General features: G+C 60.6%; 22 protein-coding genes. 13 read left to right on the top strand and 9 right to left on the bottom strand.

Annotation, left to right across the window (positions count from 1 at the left end; translation table 11 throughout):
* From J7G73_RS06960 to J7G73_RS06935, 6 genes are all read right to left on the bottom strand, one after another.
* Nucleotides 1–581: pseudouridine synthase (locus J7G73_RS06960; RefSeq protein ID WP_291245724.1), on the bottom strand; the 581-nt coding region annotated here is incomplete at its 3' end.
* Between the two features lie 76 nt (nucleotides 582–657).
* On the bottom strand, nucleotides 658–867 hold the full coding sequence (locus J7G73_RS06955) for a GerW family sporulation protein (protein ID WP_291245725.1): 210 nt from the start codon (nucleotides 865–867) through the stop codon (nucleotides 658–660).
* A gap of 170 nt (nucleotides 868–1,037) precedes the next feature.
* Nucleotides 1,038–1,811 (bottom strand): DUF2953 domain-containing protein, encoded by a 774-nt coding sequence (locus J7G73_RS06950; RefSeq protein WP_087296066.1) that lies wholly within the window; start codon nucleotides 1,809–1,811, stop codon nucleotides 1,038–1,040.
* 38 nt (nucleotides 1,812–1,849) lie between these two features.
* Entirely contained in the window at nucleotides 1,850–2,416 is a 567-nt protein-coding gene (gene scpB, locus J7G73_RS06945) for an SMC-Scp complex subunit ScpB (RefSeq protein ID WP_087296065.1), read from the bottom strand.
* A gap of 8 nt (nucleotides 2,417–2,424) precedes the next feature.
* Nucleotides 2,425–3,144: a segregation/condensation protein A gene (locus tag J7G73_RS06940; RefSeq protein WP_087296064.1), complete on the bottom strand. Its 720-nt coding sequence runs from the start codon at nucleotides 3,142–3,144 to the stop codon at nucleotides 2,425–2,427.
* Between the two features lie 12 nt (nucleotides 3,145–3,156).
* On the bottom strand, nucleotides 3,157–3,831 hold the full coding sequence (locus tag J7G73_RS06935; protein ID WP_206423083.1) for a site-2 protease family protein: 675 nt from the start codon (nucleotides 3,829–3,831) through the stop codon (nucleotides 3,157–3,159).
* 261 nt (nucleotides 3,832–4,092) lie between these two features.
* Between J7G73_RS06935 and rpmB the strand changes: the two genes are divergently transcribed.
* The 8 genes from rpmB to J7G73_RS06895 all read left to right on the top strand — a co-directional run bounded on the left by rpmB (nucleotide 4,093) and on the right by J7G73_RS06895 (nucleotide 9,634).
* Nucleotides 4,093–4,281, top strand: a complete 189-nt coding sequence (gene rpmB / locus J7G73_RS06930; RefSeq protein ID WP_077138557.1) for a 50S ribosomal protein L28 — start codon at nucleotides 4,093–4,095, stop codon at nucleotides 4,279–4,281.
* Between the two features lie 151 nt (nucleotides 4,282–4,432).
* Nucleotides 4,433–5,197 (top strand): alpha/beta hydrolase-fold protein, encoded by a 765-nt coding sequence (locus J7G73_RS06925; RefSeq protein WP_247643478.1) that lies wholly within the window; start codon nucleotides 4,433–4,435, stop codon nucleotides 5,195–5,197.
* A gap of 148 nt (nucleotides 5,198–5,345) precedes the next feature.
* Nucleotides 5,346–5,858, top strand: a complete 513-nt coding sequence (locus J7G73_RS06920) for an RNA polymerase sigma factor (protein ID WP_158097593.1) — start codon at nucleotides 5,346–5,348, stop codon at nucleotides 5,856–5,858.
* Nucleotides 5,855–6,403: a zf-HC2 domain-containing protein gene (locus J7G73_RS06915; RefSeq protein WP_247643477.1), complete on the top strand. Its 549-nt coding sequence runs from the start codon at nucleotides 5,855–5,857 to the stop codon at nucleotides 6,401–6,403. The genes J7G73_RS06920 and J7G73_RS06915 overlap by 4 nt, the downstream gene beginning before the upstream one ends.
* Complete coding sequence (locus J7G73_RS06910; RefSeq protein WP_087296062.1) at nucleotides 6,396–7,370, top strand: hypothetical protein; 975 nt, start codon at nucleotides 6,396–6,398, stop codon at nucleotides 7,368–7,370. The genes J7G73_RS06915 and J7G73_RS06910 overlap by 8 nt, the downstream gene beginning before the upstream one ends.
* 160 nt (nucleotides 7,371–7,530) lie before the next feature.
* On the top strand, nucleotides 7,531–8,517 hold the full coding sequence (locus tag J7G73_RS06905; RefSeq protein ID WP_087296061.1) for a diaminopimelate dehydrogenase: 987 nt from the start codon (nucleotides 7,531–7,533) through the stop codon (nucleotides 8,515–8,517).
* A gap of 34 nt (nucleotides 8,518–8,551) precedes the next feature.
* The gene (locus J7G73_RS06900) at nucleotides 8,552–9,220 is read left to right on the top strand and encodes an MBL fold metallo-hydrolase (RefSeq protein WP_087296060.1); all 669 of its coding nucleotides are present in this window, start codon (nucleotides 8,552–8,554) and stop codon (nucleotides 9,218–9,220) included.
* Between the two features lie 42 nt (nucleotides 9,221–9,262).
* Complete coding sequence (locus J7G73_RS06895) at nucleotides 9,263–9,634, top strand: VOC family protein (protein ID WP_087296059.1); 372 nt, start codon at nucleotides 9,263–9,265, stop codon at nucleotides 9,632–9,634.
* A gap of 66 nt (nucleotides 9,635–9,700) precedes the next feature.
* On the opposite strand, the gene J7G73_RS06890 is transcribed toward J7G73_RS06895, so the two are convergent.
* A complete protein-coding gene (locus tag J7G73_RS06890) occupies nucleotides 9,701–11,068 on the bottom strand; it encodes an MATE family efflux transporter (protein ID WP_087296058.1) in 1,368 nt (455 codons plus the stop codon).
* 195 nt (nucleotides 11,069–11,263) lie between these two features.
* Entirely contained in the window at nucleotides 11,264–11,587 is a 324-nt protein-coding gene (locus J7G73_RS06885) for a hypothetical protein (RefSeq protein ID WP_291245723.1), read from the bottom strand.
* A gap of 155 nt (nucleotides 11,588–11,742) precedes the next feature.
* Between J7G73_RS06885 and J7G73_RS06880 the strand changes: the two genes are divergently transcribed.
* The 3 genes from J7G73_RS06880 to msrB all read left to right on the top strand — a co-directional run bounded on the left by J7G73_RS06880 (nucleotide 11,743) and on the right by msrB (nucleotide 16,503).
* The gene (locus tag J7G73_RS06880) at nucleotides 11,743–12,822 is read left to right on the top strand and encodes a hypothetical protein (RefSeq protein ID WP_291245722.1); all 1,080 of its coding nucleotides are present in this window, start codon (nucleotides 11,743–11,745) and stop codon (nucleotides 12,820–12,822) included.
* A 59-nt stretch (nucleotides 12,823–12,881) separates the two neighbouring features.
* Entirely contained in the window at nucleotides 12,882–15,227 is a 2,346-nt protein-coding gene (locus J7G73_RS06875) for an ATP-dependent DNA helicase (protein ID WP_291245721.1), read from the top strand.
* 169 nt (nucleotides 15,228–15,396) lie between these two features.
* Nucleotides 15,397–16,503: a peptide-methionine (R)-S-oxide reductase MsrB gene (gene msrB, locus J7G73_RS06870; protein WP_291245720.1), complete on the top strand. Its 1,107-nt coding sequence runs from the start codon at nucleotides 15,397–15,399 to the stop codon at nucleotides 16,501–16,503.
* 71 nt (nucleotides 16,504–16,574) lie between these two features.
* Here the strand turns inward: msrB and J7G73_RS06865 are convergent, their stop codons facing one another.
* Nucleotides 16,575–17,513 carry a haloacid dehalogenase-like hydrolase gene (locus tag J7G73_RS06865; protein ID WP_291245719.1) on the bottom strand — a complete coding sequence of 313 codons (939 nt, stop codon included), beginning with the start codon at nucleotides 17,511–17,513 and terminating at the stop codon, nucleotides 16,575–16,577.
* Between the two features lie 345 nt (nucleotides 17,514–17,858).
* On the opposite strand from J7G73_RS06865, the gene J7G73_RS06860 reads away from it, so the two are divergent.
* Nucleotides 17,859–18,365, top strand: coding sequence for a TetR family transcriptional regulator (locus tag J7G73_RS06860; RefSeq protein ID WP_087296052.1), 507 nt, complete (start codon nucleotides 17,859–17,861; stop codon nucleotides 18,363–18,365).
* A 206-nt stretch (nucleotides 18,366–18,571) separates the two neighbouring features.
* Nucleotides 18,572–18,924: TspO/MBR family protein (locus tag J7G73_RS06855; RefSeq protein WP_291245718.1), on the top strand; the 353-nt coding region annotated here is incomplete at its 3' end.

Genomic DNA, 18,924 nt, shown 5'->3' with positions numbered 1-18,924 from the left:
ATCTGCCGGTTCTTGCCCTCCTTGATGGTCATTTCCATCACGGTGCGGCCCGGCTCATCCACCACCACGTTGATCACCGCGGGCTGGGTGACGCTGCCGTCGTCCAGGGTAACGCCCTTGCTCAGAGCAATAACCTGGCTCTCGTCCGCGCGGGGACGCACGGTCACCCGGTAGAGCTTGCTCACACCATGGGAGGGATGCATCATCAGGTTGGCAAAGCTGCCGTCGTTGGTGAGCAGCAGCAGACCCTCGCTGTCCTTATCCAGACGGCCCACCGGGAAGACCCGGGCCGGGTAATCGGCCAGCAGGTCCATCACGGTCTTGCGGCCGCGCTCGTCACTGGTAGTGGTCACAAAGCCGCGGGGCTTGTGCAGCATCAGGTAGTGGTATTCCTGCTTCTTCTCCAGGCGGATGCGCTGGCCGTCGATGCTCAGGGTATCCCGGTTCACGTCCATCTTATCGCCCAGGTTTACCGGGTGACCGTTCACCTTCACCCGGCCCTCCAGAATGATCTGCTCCGCTGCGCGGCGGGAGCACATGCCCTGCTCGGCCATTACCTTTTGTACTCGTTCCAATGCCATAATCCGTTCCTCATATTCTCTGTTGGTTGATTGCAGAAAAAGCGGGCGGCAGATTCAACATGCCGCCCGGCTTGGTTTACTGGTTCTGTGCCGGGTCGGCCGCTGCGGCCTCACCCTTGTTCAGCAGGCCGGTGAGCTTGTCCACCAGCTCGGGCACCATGTTCAGCGCCCGGTCCACGGTGCTGTTGTGGTCCGCCAGCTGGATGGTGCGCACGTTGCCGTCCTTAATGACCAGGAAGGCCACCGGGGTGACCGACACGCCTGCGCCGCTTCCGCCGCCGAACAGCTCCTTGGTGGTCTTGGCGCCGAAGTCGGAACCGCCGGACGGATCTTATCCAGGGTGACGCGCATCATACCCTCAAGCGGACGTTCAGCCATAGTTGTTTCCCTCCTGTGATGCAACCGGCCTTGCGGGGCCGGGATGTTCCGTTTGTTTCAATGCGAGCCGGGCGGCGGTCAGATCAGCTTTTCCTTATGCAGGCGAAGCAGCGCCCAGACTCCTGTTATTACCATTATAATCAGATGGGACGTGATTTTACAAGAGAAATGTTCCCGCCCCTGGTGTTCGCCGGTATAATCCGGCTCGATGACCAGCTGCTCCATGCGCAGATCTAAAAAATTCTGCAGCATGCCGAAGCTGGCACCAAGGCCCGCGTGTACCGCGCCCACAGCCAGCGCAGTGGAAGCGGCACTTTCCCCATGCACCGGCAGATAGATTTGAATGTGATGGATCTTGAAGCCTTCCAGCAGGCGGCGCAGAATCTGACCGCCGGTGCGCACCCAGGCAAGCACCCAGTCCAGGGTTTCCTGCAGCGTTTTTTCCGGCTTTTGCTGCGGCGGCCGGGCAGTGGCTTTGCCGGTTTGTCGGGCAGCGGGCTGGAGTGCCGCCTGCTTTTGCTCAGACACTTCTGCCTGCGGCTTGTGCGCTGGTGTCTGCTCTGTTGCTGCCGCTTTCTCCTGTTCGGCAGCTGCTTGTGCCGTGGGCTTCTTCGTTACAGGCTTTGCTTTTTTCGGTCTTCGGGGTTTCTTCTGCTTTTGGGGCTTTTCCGGTTTTTCCGGGCGGGGATACAGCTTCACCCGCACCGCCAGCACCCGAAGCGCGGCGCTGAACTGCCCCTTCTCATAGCAGAGTTCAGCGGTCACCGGAACCAGAAGCGCAGCGATGAGCAGCGCCAGAAGCACCAGCAAAACCCACCCGATCCCCTTCAGGATCAGCCATAAAACAGCCATCGGCTCGCCTCCTTACCCATTTTACTTCATGGGATGGGTCAGGCCTGGGTCTCGCCCGTACTGCCCGCCATCTCCAGCTGAACGCCGTCGCCCTCGTGCAGCGGGGGCAGCTGCTCCAGCGTTGCCAGACCAAAGGTGCGCAGAAACACCTCAGTGGTGCACAGGCTGATGGGCCGGCCGGGCAGATCCAGCCGTCCGGCCTCCTCCACCAGACCCTTTTCCATCAGCTTTGCGATGGTGGACGAGGAGTCCACGCCGCGCACCTGCTCCACAAATCCGCGGGACACCGGCTGGTTGTAGGCGATGATCGCCAGCACCTCCAGCGCTGCCTGGGAAAGGGGCGTGTTGCGCCGATTGTCCAGCACCCGTTTCACCGGCTCCTGCACGGCGGTTTTGGTGGCCATCTGCCACTTGTCGCCCAGGGGCAGGATGCACAGGCCCCGGTCCGCCTTTTCGTATTCCTTCTGCAGCTGCTCCAGAATGGCTACGGTGTGATCCTTCGGGATCTCCAGCGCCTCGGCGATCTTGTCCGCTCCGATGGCGTCGCCATGGGCAAACAGGATGGCCTCCACAGCCGCCTTGTATTCCTTTTCCTTTTGTGTCATGCCTTTTGTCAACTCTCCTGTTTCTTCATCCGGCCCCGGCGCACGGTGAGGCTCTCCTGGTCGTCGATCTCAATACGACCCGCGCGAATCAGCTCCAGCACCGCCAGAAAGGTGGCCACCGTCTGGCTGCGGCTTCCGCCCCGGTTAAATAGCCCGCGGAGGCTTGCCACCCGGCCGGTAACGATGCTGCGCAGCACGTGCACCACCCGGCTCGCCACCGACACAAAGGGCGCGGTGACCAGCGGCTCAAAGCTTTGCTGGCTGGGGGCAGCCTTGCGGCGCTTGCCCCGGCCCAAAAGCAACTCCATCGCCTGGGCCAGCAAGCTGGCATCGTGCGTCAGGCGATAGGTATTATCCTGCTCCAGCTCCACAGGCGGGCGCACAAAGCTGCAATGGCTGGCGGCCTGTTCGCCCAGCTGGCGGGCCACCTCTTTGCAGGCGCTGTATTCAATCAGCTGACCGGTGAGCTCTTCCTTCATCCGCTCTGCTTCCTCGCTGCGGGGCAGAAGCAGAAAGCTCTTCATCTGCACCAGACGGGCAGCCATCTCGATGAACTCACTGGCCACCTCCATCCGGTTATCCTGCAGGCCGTTGATCAGGCTGGTGTACTGGTCGATCAGCTCCAGGATGGGAATGTCGTAGATGTTCATCTTGTTCTTGCTCACAAGATAGAGCAGCACATCCAGCGGACCGTCGAATTCTTCCAGGTGGAAGGTCAAAGTCTCCATGCTTTCCCCTCCTTACACCGCAATGCCCGCCGCCATATAGACCGCCCGGTCAATGAAGGCGGTGGCGTGGTTCAGAATGTTCCACATGCCGTTGTTCAGCCAGTAGAGTGGCACATCGAACACGCCCAGCATCAGCAGGATGAACATACCGATGAAAATCTGGCGCTCATACTGCATCACCCGGAAATACAACCGCCGGGGCAGCACCAGCAGAAGAATGCGGCTGCCGTCGAAGGGCGGCACCGGCAGCAGATTGAACACTGCCAGCGACACGTTGATGGCCACCATGTAGTAAAGGAAATACAGTACCAGCTCCGCCAGCATCCCCGCCGGCAGGAAATAGTATGCCAGCTTATACAGCATCATAGACAGATACGCCAGCAGCAGATTGGAAATCGGCCCCGCCGCCGCGCTGAGGGCCATGCCCAGCTTGGGATTCTTGTACCGCTGAGGGTACACCGGCACCGGCTTGGCCCAGCCGATACCCGCCACGATCATACAAACCGCACCCAGCAGGTCAAAGTGTGCCATAGGATTCAGCGAAAGCCGCCCCATATTCTTTGCGGTGGGATCGCCCAGCTTGGCGCTTGCCCAGGCGTGGGCGGACTCATGCACCGGAATGGCCAGCAGCATGGCAAGGCCGCGCATCACCCAGACCATCAACTGGGCAGGACTGATCAGACCCATAAAACTCTCCCTTTTTGTTCATTTGACGCCTTATATAAAATAAGGTAGGATGTCTTTGGCAAACCACTGCGCACTGCCCGGCTCGAATGAGGGGCATATTCGGCAGTTTGCTTTTTATTATAGCGTTTTTTGGGGCCGTTCACAAGCAAAATGGGACTTTTTCAGAGTTTTTCAAAGATATTTTTAAAAAACCCTTGATTTTTCCCGTCCGGCTTGCTATTATATTCTAGCGACTTAAATTATATCGAGGAGGTGCAGCAAATGGCAAAGTGCAATTGTTGTGGCAAGGGCGTTTCCTTCGGCATCCAGGTTTCCCACTCTCATCGTCGGTCTAACCGCACCTGGAAGGCGAACGTGAAGCGTGTTAAGGCTATTGTAGACGGTTCTCCCAAGTACATCTACGCCTGCACCCGCTGCCTGCGCTCGGGCAAGGTTACCCGCGCTGTTTGATTTTTCAACGCAAAAACTGCCGGTCATCTTCGGATGACCGGCTTTTTTGTGTTCTGCTCCACCTTGTCCGCTTGACCGGTCCGCCCGGCCATTCTATAATGAAGGTAATGCAATTCGCGGTGACGCTTCACCGCTTCGGGAGGGATTTTGCGTGGAGATCCAATATTACAAGGAACCCAGCCGCTTTTTGAAGCGGGAGATGGAGTTCAAGGTGTTCGGCCATTCCGGCCTGCCCTGCCTGGCGTTTGCCTGTGAGGGAGGCCGCTTTTACGATTGGGAGGACCACGGCATGGTGGCCGCGCTGGCCCCGCTGATCGACGCGGGTAAAATTCAGCTGTTCTGCGCCGACAGCGTGGACGCCGAGAGCTGGCTGGGCAGCGGCGAGGGCCGGGCCCGCAGCGAGATGCAGGAACGCTGGTTCAACTACCTGGCAGGCGAGCTGATTCCCCGGGTGCTGACTTTGAACGACGGCACCCACAATCGGGTGGCTCTGCTGGGCTGCAGCCTGGGCGCTGGCCACGCGCTGAACCTGTATCTGCGCCGGCCGGAGCTTGTGTGCGGTGCAATCTGTTTGTCCGGCAGCTATTCCGCTGCCCCCTGGTTCGGGCCTTATCACGACGATCTGACCCTGCGCAACAGCCCGCTGGAATACCTGCCCCTGCTGCACACCGAAGGCCTGCCTTCCACCCGGCTGGCTCCTCTGTTCCTGTGCTGCGGCCGCGGCCCCTACGAGGACGATTTCCTGGCCGACACCCGGGCCATGGCCCAGGCTCTGACCGACCGGCGCATGCCCGCCTTTGTGGACTACTGGGGCGAGGACGTGAGCCACGACTGGCCCTGGTGGGCAAAGCAGGCCGTTTATTTCCTGCCCCAGCTGCTGCAGCAGCTGACCGGCAAGGCAAAACCCACCGCATGATCCATTCCGCCGAGCTTTCGGGGCCCGGCGGAATTTTTTTGCGTTTTTGTGTAACGGACGGCCGCTTCCGCCGTCTAATAAATCGAAACGGCTGTTTTACATCATAGCTTGGGGAACTACCCCAAGCAGACGGAAAGGAGGGGTGCGCTTGCAGGACCTGGAAGAATTGTATCAGCTTTACAGCTCGGACATCTACCGCTATCTCTGCGGGCTCACCCATGACCCTGTCTGGGCGGAGGATCTGCTCAGTGAGACCTTTTTGAAGGCTGTGCGCGCCTTCGGCCGCTTCGAAAGCCGCAGCAGCGTGAAGACCTGGCTGTTCGCCATCGCCCGCAACGTGTGGGTGGATGCGCTGCGCCGCAAACGGCCCACGCTCTCCTACGACGATATGCTGGCCGGATATCTGGAGCAGGACATGCCGGACCCACGGGGTCTGGAGGAAGAATGCGACACCCGGGAGCTTGCCCGCCGTGCCCGACTGCTGCTGGAAGCCTGCAAGCCCAACGCCCGCACCGTTCTGCTGATGCGGGCTCAGGGCTACTCCTTCGCCGAGATTGCCCAGGCATGCGGCATCACCGAAAATTCCGCCCGCATGCTGAACTTCCGCACCCGCAACTGGCTGCGGGAACAACTGAAACGAGAGGAGGGATCGATGCCATGAATAAAGGCATCGTGTCAGACATTTCCTGTGATGTATGTCGGGACCTGATCCCGCTGGTGGCCGACGGCGTTGCCAGCGAGGACAGCGAAGCCCTGGTACACAGCCATGTGGCCCACTGCCCCGCCTGTCAGGCCTATCTGGATTCTGGCGGCATTCAACTGCCCCCGCCGGAGCCGGACGCCGCCCGGGTGCTGGGACGCATCCAGCGCAAACTGCTGATCCAAAGTGCTCTGATGGCGGTGGCAGGCTTTGCGGTCTGCCTGGCACTGGCCAACGGGCCATTCCTGGCCTGGGGCCTGCCCGCATTGGGAGCACTGGGTTATGTATTTCTGCGCCGCAGCGTCTGGTTTGCAGCCGTCATCAGCGCCATTCCCATGGCTTTGGTGCTGCTGGTCAGCACACCGAATCGTTACTCTTTGATGCAGGCCGGGCTGTATCTGGCAGCATTGCTGGTGGGTGCGCTCATCGCAAGACTGCTGCACTTCGCCTTCGGCGGGCTTCGCCGGGGCAAATCCGAGCCAAAGGAGGAATCTTTGGATGAATAAAATCAAATGGCCGGCCCTGCCCCAGATCCGGCGCACTCCCCTTACCCGGGTTATCGCCGCACTGGCTGCACTGGTACTCATCGCTGCACTGGTACTGGTGGTGGAGCGCCAGGTGGGCAATCCCTTCACCGCCCGGTGGACGGTACACGCCATCAACGACGCTCTTCAGGCAAAATACCCCCGCGAAGGCTATGTGGTGGGCAATGCCCGCTACACCTACGCGGATGGTAAGCGCCGCTATGTCTGCCCGGTGTACCAGACCGGCGAGGAGGATGTGGGCTTTTCCGCCTACCTGAGCGGCGGTCAGGTTTACACCAACCGGGCCCTGACAGTGGACAGCGGCCTGAACACCTCCAATCGGCTGCGCAATAAACTGGCCGGTCAGCTGGACACCAACCGCCTGTGCCGAGACCTGAAGGGCCGTTCCCCCTACGAGACCACCCTCACCTTCTATCCGGAAAACAACGACCAGGTGTTTGACCCGCAGAGCCCTCTGTTCCGGGTGGGGATGGAGTTCTCCGCCGATGATCTGCCCCTGCCCACTGTGCTGTATACGGGCTTCCACAGTGCGGACCGGGAGCCGCCCGAAGTCACACTGGAGGAAGCCGCTGCCTATCTGGTGGCGTTGAAACAGGCTGCCGCCAACCAGGGGCTTGCCTGCGACTACTACTCCGCCACCGTCTATGGCCGGAACACCACCTGGCTGCTGCTGGATGTGCCCGCCGATGCCATCCCCGACCAGCTGCCCGCAGCAGAAAGCAGCGATGAACTCACCGCAGCGGAAAGCACCGCCCCGGAACCGGGCAGCTTCGACGCACTGGTGGCCCTGTTGCAGGACCGCATCACGCAGAACAGGCAGACCTCGCCCACTGTGACGGATGCCTCCCCCGCAAACAGCGCCCGCAGCCTGAGCGATCAGCGGATTGCCCTGCTATACAGCGAGGACAGCTGTTTTCAGCCGCTGTAACCGCGCCGCGGATTCTCTTTGAAACACTCAATCGCCCTGTGTGCCGTTCTTTGGCGCACAGGGCTTTTCTGTTTCTCCGGCTTCTCTCACTTCTCAAGTTCCGCCGGTTCATGGTATAATAGAACCAATATTTGATAAAACCAATGGAGGGAGCTTACTTATGGCGATTCGAATTGGTATTTTTGGTTACGGCAATCTGGGCCGGGGCACCGAGTGTGCGGTGCGCCAGAACCCGGATCTGGAGCTGGCTGCGATCTTTACCCGACGCGACCCGGCCAGTATTTCTCCTCTGACCGAGGGTGTGCCGGTGGTGGCGGCAGGCGAGGCGGCCAACTGGGCCGGTAAGATCGACATAATGATCCTGTGCGGCGGCAGTGCCACCGACCTGCCGGTGCAGACCCCCGAGCTGGCCCGCTGGTTCAATCTGGTGGACAGCTTCGACACCCATGCGAAAATCCCGGAACACTTTGCTGCGGTGGACGCTGCCGCAGCCGCCGCGGGCACCACCGCCCTGATCAGCGGCGGCTGGGACCCGGGCTTGTTCTCGCTGAATCGGGTATATGCCGAGGCCATTCTGCCCCAGGGCGGCACCTACACCTTCTGGGGCAAGGGCGTAAGCCAGGGCCATTCCGACGCCATTCGCCGCATCGAGGGCGTGGCAGATGCCCGCCAGTACACCGTGCCGGTGCCCGAAGCGCTGGAGCAGGTGCGTGCCGGGCAGCGACCCACCCTGACCACCCGCCAGAAGCACACCCGGGAGTGCTTTGTGGCCGCAAAGCCGGGGGCGGATCTTGCCCGCATCGAGCAGGAGATCAAGACCATGCCCAACTATTTCGCGGATTACGACACCACCGTAACTTTCGTGAGTCTGGAGCAGCTGCACGCCGAGCACAGCGGCTTGCCCCACGGCGGCAGCGTGCTGCGCAGCGGTCTGACCGGCTGGAACGAGGAGCACACCGCCACCGTGGAATACAGCCTGAAGCTGGATTCCAACCCGGAATTTACCGCCAGTGTTCTGGCTGCCTGTGCCCGTGCGGTACACCGGATGCACGCCGCCGGGCAGACCGGCTGCAAGACCATTCTGGACGTTCCGCCCGCCCTGCTCAGCCCGCTGAGCGGCGAGGAGCTGCGCCGCCAGCTGCTGTAAACAGCAGCGCAACCTTCATTCTCAAGGAGTTTTTATGAAGATCACCCACATCTGCCACAGCTGCTTTCTGGTGGAACTGGACCACACCCTGCTGCTGTTTGACTACTTTCAGGGCGCTCTGCCCCCGATGGACCCGGAAAAGACGTTGTTTGTTTTTTCCTCCCACCGGCATCACGACCACTACTCCCCCGCAGTGTGGGAGCTGAGCGAGCACCATCCCAATGTGTTTTATGTGCTGGACGAAAACATTCCTGCCCGGCGCTCGGCCAATGTGCTGCCCGCCGCGCCCCGCAGCCGGTACGACTGGCAGGGTCTTTGCATCGAGACGCTGCGCTCCACCGACGAGGGGTGCGCCTTTCTGGTGCAGGCCGAGGGGCTTTGGTTCTACCATGCGGGCGATCTGAACTGGTGGCACTGGGAGGGTGAGCCGGACGAACAAAATGCCTGGCACGACAAGGCCTTCCACGAGGAGCTGGACCGTATCCGGGGCCGCTTTTTCGACGCAGCCTTTGTTCCGCTGGACCCCCGGCAGGAGGAAAACGCCTGGTGGGGCTTTGTGGACTTTCTGAAAGCCTGCCGCTGTGACAATGTGTTCCCCATGCACTGCTTCGAGGACCGGGCCGGAATGCTGGCTTACCTGAACCGGCCGGAGCTGGCGCCCTATCTTGCCCGCATTCACGCGGAAGAGGTCTGGCAGGGCTGAGGCCCCGTTTTTATCAATCCATTCCAGAAAGGAATTTTTGCAATGAAATTTAAAATGATCCACGAAAACTACAATGTCTTCGATCTGGACCGCTCCAAGGCCTTTTATGAGAAGGCTCTGGGTCTTACCGAGGTGCGGCGCATCACCGCGCCGGACGGCTCCTTCATCATTGTCTACCTGGCCAACGAGGAGAGCGACTTCCAGCTGGAGCTGACCTGGCTGCGGGATATGGACCGCCCCTACAACCTGGGTGACTGCGAGTTCCATCTGGCCTTCCAGGTGGAGGACTTCGACGCTGCCCACGCTCTGCACAAGGAGATGGGCTGTATCTGCTTTGAAAACGAAGCCATGGGCATCTACTTCATCCAGGACCCGGACGGCTACTGGCTGGAGATCGTCCCCGAAAAGAAATAACCCGGTATTTTTCACGCAAAAACGCCCGCGCAGGCTGCCAAATCGGCAGCCGCGCGGGCGTTTTTTTCATTTGCATTCCTTCATGGAACCATCAATGCGGCGCATCATACCTCGATAGAGCACCACCGCAACCAGCGCGGCCAGCGTCTCCGCCACCGGGAAGGAGACCCATACGCCATTCAACTCCCAGAAGCGGGAAAGCACCATTGCCAGCGGCGGGATGATCACCAGCTGCCGGATGAGCGACACCGCCAGCGACTGTATGCCCTTGCCCAGGGCCTCAAAGCAGCCGGCCAGTACCGTGCCGAAGGTGGAGACCACAAAGCCCAGGCTGGTGATGCGCAGCATGGGCACACCGATGGCCACCATGGCACTGTCCGCGTCGAAGAGGGCCATGATCTGCTCCGGCAGCACCCAGGCGATCAGGGTGCCCAGCGCCATGATGACAGCCGTGAGAGTCAGACTCCAGCGAATGGTGGAATGCATCCGCTGCTTCTGCCGCGCACCGTAGTTGTAGCTCACGATAGGACGCATGCCCTGAATCAGGCCGTTGGCGGGCATGTACACAAAGGTCTGCAGCTTGAAATACAAACCGAACACTGCCACCGCCAGCGCGTGCAGCTCCACCAGCAGGGCATTCAGCACACCCACCAGCAGGCTGGGCATGGCAGTCATCAGGCAGGAGGGCACGCCCACTCCGTAGATCTTGCCGGCAATGTTCCAGTCCGCCTTCATGTCCTTGCGGGTGATGTGCATGCCGGTTTTGGCCCGGAAGAAGTAAACCAGCGCCATGGTGCAGGCGGTCATCTGCCCGGCCACAGTGGCCACAGCAGCGCCCGCCACACCCATGCGGGGGGCGCCCAGCAGACCGAAAATCAGGATGGGGTCCAGCACGATATTCACGATGGCACCCACACCCTGCAGAATCATGGGCACGAACATGTTGCCCACCGACTGCAGCAGCTTTTCGATGTAGATGTGAAACAAACTTCCGAAAGCAAGGCAGATGACGATGCGGGTGTATACCAGGCTCATAGCCAGCACCTGCTCATCGGTGGTGAACAGGCGCAGAAACGGCTCGCTGCCGAACAGGCCGATCAACAGAAAGCCCAGCGCGTGAATGCCGGTGAACACCATGCCCATGGAGGCGGCTTTGTCCACGCTGCGCTGGTCGCCCTGGCCCAGGCTGCGGGCCACAAAGGCATTGGCACCCACGCCGAAGCCCACTGCCACCGCCAGCACCAGATTCTGCAGCGGATAGGCCAGCGAAACGGCGGTGAGCGCATCGCTGCTCAGACGGGCAACAAAGATGCTGTCCACCACGTTATACAGCGACTGGATCAGCATGGATAAGATGGGCGGCAGCGACATACTCACCAGCAGCGGCAGTACCGGCCGGCTGCCCATGGGGTTCTGGTTGATTCGTTCGGTCATTCCGGTTCCTCCTTGGCACAAAAAAAACAGGGCTACAATCCCCTGTTTGTGAATCAGAAACAGGAAAATTTATAGCCCTGCGGTTTTTCGCATATTTAATGGCCGGAATCAAGCTCCGGCATTTCGGCGGGTATTATAATATCACCCCGCCCGGCTGCTTGTCAAGTGGGAATTCCCGAGATTTTTTCACCTTGCTCAGTGCAGCAGCTGAATGTAGCCCAGCAGCGGAACCGGCTGTTCCTTGTCCTGCACGGCGTAGACCAGACCCACGATCCAAAGAACAAAGCCCGCCAGACTTACCAGATTCAGCGCCAGCATCACGAGCCAGCCCACCAGCGGAATCCAGCCCAGAAGCCAGCCTGCCGCCGAGGAAGCCACCCGCAGCACCAGGAAAAACAGGTTCAGAACCAGCGCCTGGTTCAGATGAAACCGGGAATTGTACCGGTCACCCACAAAGTAGGCCAGGCACCAGCCCACCAGCGTGATATATGCCACAATATTCGTTGCTTTTCGATCCATACATCCACCTCATTCCGCAAACCGGCCGTCTTCGGACCGGTTCAACAAATCATTTTTTCTGATTATACCAGTCAAAAAGACTCTTTGCAATGCCACCGGCCGCACACCCCTCCGGTGCTGCGCATAGGATGGGCCAAAAAGCGAGGTGTTGCAGGATGAAAACGAGTGTAAATTCCATGGCAAACAGCGTGGATTTCTTTATGGGTGCTCTGGGACCGAAGGGCTTTCAGGGCTACTTTGACTGGCTGGACACACAGGAGCAGGTTCCGCTGTATCTGATCAAAGCGGGCCCCGGCTGCGGCAAGAGCACCCTGATAACCCGTCTGGCTCAGGCCAGCCCTCTGCCGGTGGAGCGCATCCACTGCTCCTCCGACCCGGACAGTCTGGACGGGGTGATCTTCTCCCGGCCCCGGGCGGCCATCATCGATGCCACCGCGCCCCATGTGGTGGAGCCTGCCTACCCCGGCGCGGTGCAGAAGGTGGTGGACCTGCACCATGTGCTGGACAACGATTATCTGACCGCCCACCGGGGCGAGATCGTGGCCCTGTTCCGCCGATGCTCCGCTTTGCAGGAGCAGGCGGGCCGGTCCATCCGGGCAGCCGCCGCTCTTTTGGAGGACAGTCGCCGCCTGACCGCGCCGCTGGTGAATGAGGAAAAGCTGCTGGGCTGGGCCCGTCGGCTGGGTTCCCGCCGGCTGCCCCGCACCGGCAACACCGGCAGCGAGAGCATCCGCCTGCTGAGCGCCGTGACCCCCAAGGGCCGAATGGTCTTTATGAACACGGTGGAGACTCTGGCCAGCGAAACCATCGTGCTGCACGACGAGCAGGGTGCGGCGGCTCCGCTGGCACTGGCTCTGCTGCGGGATATGGCTTTGGAGCGGGGCTATTCCATCATCACCTGCCCCTGCCCGCTGCGGGAGGGCGTGATCGATCACCTGTTTATTCCCGAATTGCGGCTTGCCTTTTTGACCGGCAATTCCTGGCACTCCATGACTCTTGCAAACCGGCAGAACGTGCACTGCACCCGCTTTCTGGAAAAGGGCGCACTGCGCAGCCTACGTGCCCGGCTTCGCTTTGACCGAAAGGCGGCAGCTGAGCTGCTGGAGCTGGCCAGCGCGGCCCAGCGGCAGGCCAAGGCCAGCCACGACGAGCTGGAGGGCTTCTACCGCACGGCGGCAGATTTCTCCCGGCTGGATGAAATTGCCGAACAGCTGACCAAAACCCTGTTTGCGTGACCGGGCGCCCCTTTTGTGATACAATGGGTTCAATGTGTATCGCGAGAGGGGCATTTTTCATGGAACAGATCCATCTTTCGGTGCGGCAGCTGGTGGAGTTCCTGTTGCAGACCGGCAGCATCGACAGTCGGTTCACCGGCTTTGACCGGGCCAATGAGGGCGCGCGCATCCACCGGCGGCTGCAAAAGCAGGCCGGGCCCGGCTACGAGGCCGAGGTCTATCTGAATCAGGAATACACCGTAGATGAGGTGGACTATCTGGTGGATGGCCGGGCAGACGGCATCTTCACCGACGAGGACGGCCTGACCGTGGTAGATGAGATCAAGACTGTGACCACCCCCACCGACCAGATCCACGAGGACATGAACCCGGTGCACTGGGCCCAGGGGCAGGTGTACGCGGCCATCTATGCCCGCCAGCACGGGCTGGACAGCATCGCGGTGCGGCTGACCTATTTTCAGGTGGACGATGAGGTGGTGGTGGATTTCCGCCGGGAATTCACCGCCCGTCAGCTGGAGGACTTCGTGCTGGATCTGTTGGCCCGGTATGCCCCCTGGGCCAAGCGAGCCGCCGCTTGGCAGGTGAACCGGGGCGAAGCGCTGCGTGGACTGCGGTTTCCCTTTGAGGAATACCGGGCGGGCCAATATGCTCTGGCGGGGGCGGTATTTCGTACCCTGCGGGACAAGGGCCGCCTGCTCTGCCAGGCCCCCACAGGCATCGGCAAAACCATGAGCACCCTGTTCCCCGCGCTCAAGGCCATGGGCGAGGGCTGCGGCGAGCGGGTGTTTTATCTCACTGCCCGCACCACCACCCGGCAGGCAGCGGAGGATGCGCTGGCCCTGCTGCGCAAAAGCCAGCCCGACCTTGCGCTGAAAAGCATTACCCTCACCGCCAAGGACACCATCTGCCTGCTGGAACAGCGGGAATGCACCCCGGAGGCCTGTCCCTACGCCAACGGCTACTACGACCGCATCCGGGATGCCCTGTGGCAGGCGCTGGACGAAAATGAATTCACCCGCGCCGCCCTGGAGGATCTGGCCCGGCGCTTCACCGTCTGCCCCTTCGAGCTGGGGCTGGACCTGTCGCTCTGGTGCGATGTGATCGTTGGGGATTATAATTATCTGTTCGACCCGGTGGTCAGCCTGAAGCGCTTTTTTGAAAGCGGCGGCGACTACCTGTTTCTGGTGGACGAGGCCCACAATCTGCCGGACCGAGCCCGGGAGATGCACTCGGCCAGCCTTTTGAAAAGCCAGGTATTGGAGGCCCGCAAGGCCCTGGGCAAGGGCAAAAGCAAGCTGAAAACTGCCCTGGGCAAGCTGAATGACGAATTTGTGGAGTTGCGCCGCCAGTGCGATGAGGCGGAAAACCGCACCTTCTTTGAAAAAGAAGCCCGCACCGGGTTGAACCGGGTGATCGGCCGGGTCACCGGCCCCATGGAGGAATGGCTCACCGAGCACCGGGAGGGCACCGCCCACGACCTGATCCTGGCTCTTTACTTTGAGCTGCGGGGCTATCTGCGGGTGGCCGAGCGGTACGATGACCATTATGTGACCCAGGCGGCGGCCTTCGGCACCGATGTACGCATCAACCAGCTCTGCCTGGACCCCAGCGCCTTTCTGGACCAGAGCTTTTCCAGCGGGCGGGGCGCGGTGCTGTTCAGCGCCACCCTGTCCCCCATGGATTATTACCGGGACATTCTGGGCTGCGCCGAAGCCCGCTGCGCCACGTTGCCCAGCCCCTTCCCCACCGAAAATCTGGGTCTGTTCTGCGCGGCGGACGTGAGCACCCGTTACAAGGACCGGCAGCAGAGTATCGAGCCGGTGGCCCGCTATCTCTATGAAATGTGCCGGGGCCGCACCGGCAATTACATGGCCTTCTTCCCCAGCTACAGCTATCTGACACAGGTGCTGGAGCGCTTCGAGGAGCTGTTTCCCGGGGTTCGCACCCTGGTGCAGCAGCCGGGCATGGACGAGCAGGCCCGCAAGGATTTTCTGGATGCCTTCCAGCCGGACACCGCAGAGACGCTTCTGGGCTTCGGCGTGATGGGCGGCGTGTTCGGCGAGGGTGTGGACCTGGCGGGTGAACGGCTGATCGGCACCGCAATTGTAGGCGTGGGACTGCCCCAGGTGAACCCCCGGCAGGAGATTCTGCGGGATTATTTTGAAGAAAGCCGGGGCAGCGGCTTTGCCTACGCCTACCAGTACCCGGGCTTCAACAAAGTATTGCAGGCGGCAGGACGGGTCATCCGCACCCCGCAGGACAAAGGCGTGGTGCTGCTCATCGACAGCCGCTTTTCCCGGGCGGAATACCGTCATCTCTTCCCCAGCCACTGGGCTCACTGCCGCTGGCTCTACGGTCCTGAGCAACTGGCAGACCAGCTGGAAAGCTTCTGGGGTTCGGTCTGACCAAAACACTTTTCCCCTTTTTCGTCTGTTCGGCGCAGACCCTGCCCGAATAGTACGAAAGGGGGGCTTTTCTTTTTCCTACCTATATAGTATAATTAAGTCGTTCATCCCGGCATCGCGGCCGGTGCATCCCGCTCCCGGCCGAACCGGAAGGAAAGGAGCCCCCGCCATGCACCGAACGATATTAGCAAGCCTGCTTGCGGCGGCAATGCTGCTGAGCGGCTGCGGCCGCCCAAAGGACGCTGCCGTGCAGCCCGCAGGCAGTGAGAATGGTTCGCCTCAAAGCGAACCGGAACAGGAGGTTATGAAGATGGAATCCACCGAAAATGTGATTTATCTGGCCGGAGGCTGCTTCTGGGGCATTGAACAGCTGATGCAGTCCATCCCCGGCGTGATCGATGCCAAAAGCGGCTACGCCAACGGTTCCGGCGAGGCCGATGCCAACTACCCCACTGTATCCACCGGTAAAACCGGCTTCCGGGAAACGGTGCGGGTGGAATACGACCCGGAGCAGGTAAGCCTGGACGCACTGCTGCTGGCGTACTTCTATGTGATCGACCCCACCGTGGAAAACCGGCAGGGCAACGATGTGGGCACCCAGTACCAGACCGGCGTCTACTACACAAACGACACGGCAAAAGCGACGGTGGAGCGCATCGCAGAGATCGAGCGCAGCCGCAGCCGTCTGTTCAAGGTGGAGATCGGCCCGCTGGTGAACTTCTACCCCGCCGAGGAATATCATCAGGATTATCTGGAAAAGAACCCCGACGGCTACTGCCACATCCCCCTTGCGGAAATGAAGCTGTTTTCCAGCCTGCGCATCGATCCGGGCGATTACCAGAAGCCCGCGGCGGAAGCCATTCGGGACAAGCTGACCAGTGAGCAGTACCGGGTCACCCAGCAAAACGGCACCGAGCGTCCCTTTTCCAACGAATTTTGGAACCAGTTTGAAAAAGGCATTTATGTGGATGTGGTCACCGGTGAGCCGCTGTTCTCCTCCACCGATAAATTCGAGAGCGGCTGCGGCTGGCCCGCTTTTTCCAAGCCCATTGAAGAGCCCGCTGTGGTGGAGCTGCCGGACGACAGCCACGGCATGCACCGCACCGAGGTGCGCAGCCGCTCCGGCGATTCCCACCTGGGCCACGTGTTCACCGGGGACCCCGAGTCTCCCAACGGGGTGCGGTACTGCATCAACAGCGCGTCGCTGCGCTTTGTCCCCTACGCAAAGATGGAAGCGGAAGGCTATGGCTATCTGCTGGACCTGTTTGAGGAATAAGCCGCGTTTTTCGCATAAAATGCCCCGGCTCTTTGCAAAGAGCCGGGGCATTGCTTTTGAATCCGCTTCGTTTATCTCTTGGGCTTGCGGGCCAGCGAGGCCGCCATGCGCCGGTAGGTGTGACGGATGCCGCGAATGGCCACGCTGTAGGCCATGATGTTCTCCGGCAGGGCCATGCCCACATAGCCGGAGTCGCCGATGTGGTGGATGTCGGTGCCGGTCATCTTGCACTCCAGAGCGATCTGACGGATGGTGGCGGTGTCCGCTCCCTCCTGCGAGGTGCCGATGGCCGTGATGGTCAGGCAGCCCAGGCTGTGGGCATAGCTGACCAGACCGCGCACATACTCGGTGGTGATGCCGGGCACAGTGCCGGGCGCGGGCAGCAGGATGATGTCCGCCCCAGCCTTGCTGAAGGCATCCACATCCGCTTTGGTGATGATGTTCTCACCGCCCTCACCCACAACGCCGGAAGCGTGCATCTTACCTGCCGCCAGCACGATGCCGTCACCCACCTGAGCACGGATGCTTTCCAGCGAATGCACGATGGCCTCGTTGCTCACGCCGTTGCCCGGGTTGCCGGTGAGCACGATCAGGTCCACGCCCATCTCCATGGCCCGCTGGGCGTTTTCCGCCGTGGCGTAACGGCCCCGGCTCATGGCCCAGATGGTCTCCTCATTCTGGGCGCACACGGCCGGGTCCACCGGCTCCAGATTGATGCCGATCATCCGGCCGGTGAGTTCCTTCACCCGGCGCACCACGTCCTCGGGCCGGGTCTCGGGCAGGCCCACGATGCGGGGCTCCCACACATTGAACATATTCAAAAGCAGCAGGTCCGCACCCATGGAAGCGGCGAACTCCGCATTGGTCACATCGCTGAGCAGCGGCGGGGTGATGCCGATGGTTTCGGCTGCAAGCACCCGGCCCTCGCTGCCTGCCACTGCCTGCAGCAGCTCCTTTGCAGTCAGAGAGGCAAGCTCCGCCGGAAGCAGATCCAACACACGTTTTGTCATAATGATACGCTCCATTCCGCCGCCTGTCTTAGCCGGGGCGGCTGATGATTCGCCGGGAAATACTTCCGGCTGTTTGCTTTAAGTATGCCCCATAGGCCTGCGGCTGTCAACCTTGCTCCCTCTCCGCTTCAAAACCGTCGGACCCTTTTGACTTTTAGCTTACCTTCTCCTTACAGACTTGCCTCTTTTTTAAGTCTTCGCCGCAAAATTTCCATTTTTCTCCAACGCTTTAACAAGATAAACAACTTTTCAACACTTGACGTAACAGTTGTTACGTTATAGAATAGACAGGCAGGGCAAACCGTGGGGTTCGCCCGAAGCTTTCTATGCTTATGGAGGCCCGTTATGCCCAACGCCCGCAACAGTGAGATCTGCCAGCAGACCAAGGATTCCATCGCCAACGCGGCGGTAGACCTTCTGCTGCTGGATGCCGATCTTTCGGTGAGTCTTTTGTGCCGCCAGGCCGGAGTTTCCCGGAATGCCTTTTACCGGAATTTCGATTCCATCGAAGAGGTGGTCGGATACTATCTGCGCTCCCGCTGGATTCGCTATGCATCCTCTTTGCCGGACCGGCGGGACCTGCTGGACTCCCCCGGCCGATATCTGATCATCTACATCTACGGCCAACGGCCCCTGCTGCGCAGCCTTCGGCAAAAGCAGATGCTGGGTGTGCTTGAGGAGATGTTCCTGGAGGTACTGGGCCCGGACGTGGGCACTCCCCCCAGCCTACGCTATCACCGCAACGGTATGGCTTTTCTGATCTACGGTCTGGTGCGCACTATGATCGAAAACGACTTCACCGAAACACCGGAAGAGGTGTTCCAGCTGATGGACTCGGTTTCCGGCAAATGATTGCTTTTCAAAACGTGCTGCTTTTCACACAAAGCGGCACGTTTTCTTTTTTCTCCGTTGTTCCCACAACCGTCTTTCAGCTCCAAACGCTGTATGATGAGAGTAACCTCCAAGAGCAAGATCGCCCCGGGGGATTCTTCCGCATATACTAGGAATACCGGCGCTGCATTTTGCCCGGACATCCTCCACTGAAAGGCGGTATCGTTATGAAACAGCGGCTTTCCCGCGCCCTCCCCTTTGCACTCTTCCCGGCCATTGCCCTTGGCACCGGCTGGCTTTCCAGCACACTCACCCGGTATGGGCTGGAAAATGTCTATCCCACTTTGCTTAAATCCCCTCTCACTCCTCCCGGCTACGTGTTCCCCATCGCCTGGACCACCCTGTACATCCTGATGGGCATCGGCATGGCGCTGGTCTGGAACAAAAGCACTCAGGACCGGGTGCCCACGCTTCGGCTTTGGGGCTTCCAGCTGATCCTGAACTTCTTCTGGAGCATCCTGTTCTTTGGCTGGAACAATCCGCTGGGGGCGCTGATCTGCCTGGTTGCCCTCTTCCTGGC

The organism is Allofournierella sp. (assembly GCF_017889395.1).
GTDB lineage: Bacteria > Bacillota > Clostridia > Oscillospirales > Ruminococcaceae > Allofournierella.
This window is presented reverse-complemented; position numbering and strand designations above follow the sequence as displayed.

What these genes read in the sequence shown, in the direction of transcription:
- J7G73_RS06950 (WP_087296066.1), bottom strand. Translation starts at nt 1,811, where the DNA reads ATGGCTGTTTTATGGCTGATCCTGAAGGGGATCGGGTGGGTTTTGCTG.
- scpB (WP_087296065.1), bottom strand. Translation starts at nt 2,416, where the DNA reads ATGACACAAAAGGAAAAGGAATACAAGGCGGCTGTGGAGGCCATCCTG.
- J7G73_RS06940 (WP_087296064.1), bottom strand. Translation starts at nt 3,144, where the DNA reads ATGGAGACTTTGACCTTCCACCTGGAAGAATTCGACGGTCCGCTGGAT.
- J7G73_RS06935 (WP_206423083.1), bottom strand. Translation starts at nt 3,831, where the DNA reads ATGGGTCTGATCAGTCCTGCCCAGTTGATGGTCTGGGTGATGCGCGGC.
- rpmB (WP_077138557.1), top strand. Translation starts at nt 4,093, where the DNA reads ATGGCAAAGTGCAATTGTTGTGGCAAGGGCGTTTCCTTCGGCATCCAG.
- J7G73_RS06915 (WP_247643477.1), top strand. Translation starts at nt 5,855, where the DNA reads ATGAATAAAGGCATCGTGTCAGACATTTCCTGTGATGTATGTCGGGAC.
- J7G73_RS06910 (WP_087296062.1), top strand. Translation starts at nt 6,396, where the DNA reads ATGAATAAAATCAAATGGCCGGCCCTGCCCCAGATCCGGCGCACTCCC.
- J7G73_RS06905 (WP_087296061.1), top strand. Translation starts at nt 7,531, where the DNA reads ATGGCGATTCGAATTGGTATTTTTGGTTACGGCAATCTGGGCCGGGGC.
- J7G73_RS06900 (WP_087296060.1), top strand. Translation starts at nt 8,552, where the DNA reads ATGAAGATCACCCACATCTGCCACAGCTGCTTTCTGGTGGAACTGGAC.
- J7G73_RS06895 (WP_087296059.1), top strand. Translation starts at nt 9,263, where the DNA reads ATGAAATTTAAAATGATCCACGAAAACTACAATGTCTTCGATCTGGAC.
- J7G73_RS06890 (WP_087296058.1), bottom strand. Translation starts at nt 11,068, where the DNA reads ATGACCGAACGAATCAACCAGAACCCCATGGGCAGCCGGCCGGTACTG.
- J7G73_RS06885 (WP_291245723.1), bottom strand. Translation starts at nt 11,587, where the DNA reads ATGGATCGAAAAGCAACGAATATTGTGGCATATATCACGCTGGTGGGC.
- J7G73_RS06880 (WP_291245722.1), top strand. Translation starts at nt 11,743, where the DNA reads ATGAAAACGAGTGTAAATTCCATGGCAAACAGCGTGGATTTCTTTATG.
- J7G73_RS06875 (WP_291245721.1), top strand. Translation starts at nt 12,882, where the DNA reads ATGGAACAGATCCATCTTTCGGTGCGGCAGCTGGTGGAGTTCCTGTTG.
- msrB (WP_291245720.1), top strand. Translation starts at nt 15,397, where the DNA reads ATGCACCGAACGATATTAGCAAGCCTGCTTGCGGCGGCAATGCTGCTG.
- J7G73_RS06865 (WP_291245719.1), bottom strand. Translation starts at nt 17,513, where the DNA reads ATGACAAAACGTGTGTTGGATCTGCTTCCGGCGGAGCTTGCCTCTCTG.
- J7G73_RS06860 (WP_087296052.1), top strand. Translation starts at nt 17,859, where the DNA reads ATGCCCAACGCCCGCAACAGTGAGATCTGCCAGCAGACCAAGGATTCC.